Source organism: Rhizobacter sp. P2_H3, from assembly GCF_056403355.1.
Map to the genome: position 1 here is coordinate 1 of NZ_JBFUFQ010000357.1, position 4,012 is coordinate 4,012.

4 protein-coding genes and 1 riboswitch are annotated in these 4,012 nt (G+C 67.0%); of the genes, 1 reads left to right on the plus strand and 3 read right to left on the minus strand.

The genetic code is table 11. The annotated features are described in order from the left end of the window. The 3 genes from AC1D1T_RS30720 to AC1D1T_RS30730 form a co-directional block, all read right to left on the minus strand. Nucleotides 1–787, minus strand: a 787-nt coding sequence (locus AC1D1T_RS30720) for a TonB-dependent siderophore receptor (RefSeq protein WP_477993198.1), incomplete at its 3' end; no start/stop codon positions are given. A gap of 60 nt (nucleotides 788–847) precedes the next feature. Beyond that, a riboswitch (TPP riboswitch) is annotated at nucleotides 848–950 on the minus strand. 81 nt (nucleotides 951–1,031) lie between these two features. Next, nucleotides 1,032–1,607, minus strand: coding sequence for an isochorismatase family protein (locus AC1D1T_RS30725; protein WP_477825682.1), 576 nt, complete (start codon nucleotides 1,605–1,607; stop codon nucleotides 1,032–1,034). 500 nt (nucleotides 1,608–2,107) lie between these two features. Further along, on the minus strand, nucleotides 2,108–2,863 hold the full coding sequence (locus tag AC1D1T_RS30730; RefSeq protein WP_047502083.1) for a glucose 1-dehydrogenase: 756 nt from the start codon (nucleotides 2,861–2,863) through the stop codon (nucleotides 2,108–2,110). A 122-nt stretch (nucleotides 2,864–2,985) separates the two neighbouring features. Here AC1D1T_RS30730 and AC1D1T_RS30735 point away from each other — a divergent pair, with 122 nt between their 5' ends. Then, nucleotides 2,986–3,885 carry a LysR family transcriptional regulator gene (locus AC1D1T_RS30735; protein WP_477993199.1) on the plus strand — a complete coding sequence of 300 codons (900 nt, stop codon included), beginning with the start codon at nucleotides 2,986–2,988 and terminating at the stop codon, nucleotides 3,883–3,885. Nucleotides 3,886–4,012 lie beyond the last annotated feature (127 nt).

The window sequence follows — 4,012 nt, forward strand, 5'->3', positions numbered from 1 at the left end:
GGCTCATCGCCGGCACGCTGGGCTGCGAGCGGTGGCTGGTCTCGAACTCGGCCTCGAGCAGCGTGTCCGGCGTCACGCGCCAGTCGCCGGCCACCGCCAGCAGCTGGCTGTGGCCGCGCAGGTCGTGCGTCTGCGGATCGAGGTCGTCGTACTGCGCGTTGACCCGCATGCCGAAGGCATCGCCCTCTCCGAAGCGCTGGCCGATGTCGACACCGCCGCGCCAGGTGCGGCTTTGCTTCCACTCCAGCGCGGCCGAGCGCACCGTGCCCTCGGGCCGTTTCACGACCAGGTTGACCAGGCCGCCCGGCGCACTCGTGCCGGCCTGCATGCCGCTGGTGCCCTTCAGGATCTCGATGCGCTCCTTGTTGGCCAGCGGCAGCGCGGTCTCGGCATTGATCGGCAGGCCGTCGCGGCGGAAGTTGAAGCGGTTGTCGGTCGCGAAGCCACGCACCATCAGCGTGCTCCAGTAGCCCTCGGAGTTGTAGGCGTCGCCGAGGCTCGCATCGAAGCGCGTGATGTCGGCCAGGCTCTGCACGCCGGCATCCTTCATCGCGACGCTGCTGATCACGCTCGCCTGCAGCGGCAGCTTCGACAGCGGCAGGTCGCCGAAGCCGCCGATGGTGGCGACCGCATCGGGCGCGCGGCCGGTCACGGTGACCGGCGGCAGCGTCTGCGGATCGATGGTGCTGGTGGTGGATTGCGCATGCGCGCTGAACGCGGCTGCGATGCCCAGGGTCAAAGGCGCCAGCGGCGCCAGGGCAGGGGACTTGCAAGAACGGAATGCCATCGTACTTCCCGGTTTGGCGATGGCAGGTCGGCGCAACCGGGCCGCGGCAAAGAAGAGAGGATCCGCGGCACGACGCTTCCCTGCGCGAGGATTACCTCAGTCAGGTTCGAAGGGACTCTCTCAGCCGGTCACGTGAACGTGGCCAGCACCCCTAGCGATGCYCGCCGGGTGAGCGGCGGGCGGACGGATTTTGCACTATTTGGAGAACGTGGCCGAGTGACGGGTCAGGCGGCGTTCATGGACTTCAGCGAACGCCGCCTGGTGTAGCAAAGTCGACTTCCTCTGCTGTTGCGGTTCCGTTCTTCCGTCCGGGGTAGCTGATCCACTTCATCGCGACGTTCAAGTCGGCAACGACGCTTGAGGCCTCGATCTTCGGCCCGTTCTCAAGTTCGAGACTCTTCGTCGTGTGCGCATCCTTGACCAGAGTCAGGTCGTAGCCGCGATCCAGTGCGCCGTAGGCGGTGGCACGGATGCACCAGTTGGTCGCGGCGCCGGCCAGCACGATGTGCGTCGCGCCGATGCGCGCAAGCTCGGCTTCGAGCCCCGTCTCTTCGAACGACGACTCGAAATGCTTGTAGATCCGCGCTTCGCCTTGCGCGGGAACCAATTCCGGTACCAGTTGCCATGACGGCGAGTCGCGCACGAGTTCCTTGTCGTCATGTTGTACCCAGATCACGGGGACAAGTTGCTCCCGGGCGCGCTCAACAACGCGCGCGACGTTGTTGACGACTCGCGTGGTCTCCCAGGCTTCGGCCACGACGCTGACTTGAACGTCAACCACGACGAGCGCTGCTTGATTTCCGGTGCGGACTGTGGACATGGTCAGGATGCCTTGATGTGAGGTGGAGGGCAGGCGATCGATCTTCTGCCGCCCAACGTTTGACATGAGGGGTCAGGCGGCGCTTCGCCTGCGCTACCGGCTGCCATGTGCGGCTACCGGGGCTTCGGCCACGACAGGGACCGAGTCGGCTCTTTCGGCAGGCGCTCCTGGTGGCGCACTGTTTGTGCGCCGTGCCTCGAGGTGTGCCAGGCCTTGCGGGCTGACCGCCACCAGCGCCGCTTGCCCTTGCTCGTGAAGGTGATCGACGAAGCCTCGCTTGTTGGCCTCTTCCCAGACGGGCAGGCGTGGACACGACGTACGCCAGGCTTCAAGGACTTCGGCATAGGGGCGCGGATGCGGGCCGATCCAATCAAGGAGGTCCAGGATCAACGGTTCTACGGGGTCAGGCATTGCTACCTCCGCAATTGACAGCGCACGTCAGTGTAGCGAGAGAGTTGCCGCGGTGGCTCGATCGTGCCCGACACGGGCCGTGCGGGCGCTCAGCGCGCCACGTAGCCGCCGTCGATCAGCAGCCCGGTGCCGGTGACAAAGCTGGCGCGGGGCGAAGCCAGGAACAGCACGGCCTCGGTCACTTCGTCGGCCGAGCCGGAGCGACCGGCCGGCAACTGCTGGGTGAAGGCGGTGCGAGCCTGTGCGTCGCCGCCCCATACGCGGTCCTGCATCGGCGTGTCGATCATGCCCGGGTTCACCGCGTTGACGCGGATGCCGCGCTGCACGTACTCAAGCGCCGCGGTGCGCGTCAAGCCCATCACCGCATGCTTGCTCGCGATGTAAGGCGCCAGGTTCGGGAATCCGACCTCGCTGCCTACCGATGCATTGTTGACGATCGCACCACCGCCCGATTGCAGCATCGCGCGGATCTCGTGCTTCATCGCCCAGAACACCCCGCGCACGTTGGTGTTCATGACCAGGTCGTAGTTGTCGCTGTCCTGCTCGGCGAACTCGGCGCTGCGGCCTTCGATGCCCGCGTTGTTGTAGGCCACATCGAGCCGGCCGTGGTGCGAGAGCGCCAGCTGCACCAGCGCGTCCACGTCGGCCTCGCGCGTCACGTCGGTCGGGGCGAACACCGCGTTGCCGCCCTGTGCGCGGATCTGCTCCACCAAGGTTTCGCCCTCGGCCCGGCGGCGCGCGCCCAGCACCAGCTTCGCACCCTGGCGCGCGAAGGCCTGCGCGGCCGAACGGCCCATGCCCGAGCTCGCGCCGGTGATCAGCACGACCTTGTCCTTGAATTCCATTCACTTGCTCCTGTGAGGCGCCGGCGACGTGCCGGCGATGGAAGGCAGTATGGAAACCGGCGTTGATCCTGTGAATGAATACACTGGGAGATCAGAATTCCCAGCAGAGGAATAATCAAGGGATGCTGAACCGTATCGACCTGCTGCGCACCTTTCTCGTCGCATACGAGACGCAGAACTTCCGCGAGGCTGCGATCCGCCTTTCGATCTCGCCGCAGGYGGTCACGCGGGCGGTCAAGGAACTCGAAGGCCATCTCGGCGAACTGCTGTTCCACCGCAGCACCCGCAGCGTGCAACCCAGCGATTTCTGCGAGCGCTTCGTGCCGCACGCGCGCCAGGCGTTGCAGGGCGTCGATGCCTTGTTCGCGGCGGCGATGCTGGCGAAGGATGAGCCCGTCCAGGGCCTGGTGCGCATCGCGGCGCCGACCATGCAGGGTCGGCGCTTCGTGATGCCCCTTCTCGAGCGCCTGGCGCTGCAGCATCCTGGCCTGTGCTTCGACCTGCGGCTGTCCGACCAGGTGATCGACGCGGTGGCGCAGCGCATCGACGTCGGCGTGCGCGCCGGCCGCCTGGGCGACAGCCGCTTCGTCGCGCGGACGGTGTCGGTATTCTCGTTGCGCATCGTCGCAGCGCCGTCGCTGCTCAAACGCATCGGGCCGGTGGAGTCGGTGGCCGGCCTGAATACCCTGCCCACCGCCCAACTGATCAACCGCAACACCGGCCGCCCCTGGCCATGGAGGCTGAACCGCGAGCGCGAGATCCTGCCCGCGCTCCCCGCATTCGTCTCCGACGACGCCCAGGCCGTGTGCGATGCGGTGCTCGCAGGCATGGGCATCGCACAGCTGGCCGGCGTGCTGGTCGCAGACCACTTGCGCGGCGGTGCGATGCAGGAGGTCCTGCCCGAGACGGCGCCCAAGCCCTGGCCACTGTCGGTCTACCGCGTGCAGCGCCAGCCGGTGCCGGCGCGCATCCGCCTGGTGTACGAGGCCCTGCTGGAGGGCTTGCGCGAGGTCGAGAGTTGATGTGGTGAAACGGGCTTGGCCTGAGCGCGTCGCTTGCACGCAGCGAGATATCAGCGCACGGCGATTCCGATCATGGCGCAGACGCGGATTGGTTCGTTCGACCGGTGCTGTCCGGCCTGCCGTGGCC

Coding starts and splice junctions, on each gene's coding strand:
- AC1D1T_RS30730 (WP_047502083.1), bottom strand. CDS start 2,863: ATGGAATTCAAGGACAAGGTCGTGCTGATCACCGGCGCGAGCTCGGGC.
- AC1D1T_RS30725 (WP_477825682.1), bottom strand. CDS start 1,607: ATGTCCACAGTCCGCACCGGAAATCAAGCAGCGCTCGTCGTGGTTGAC.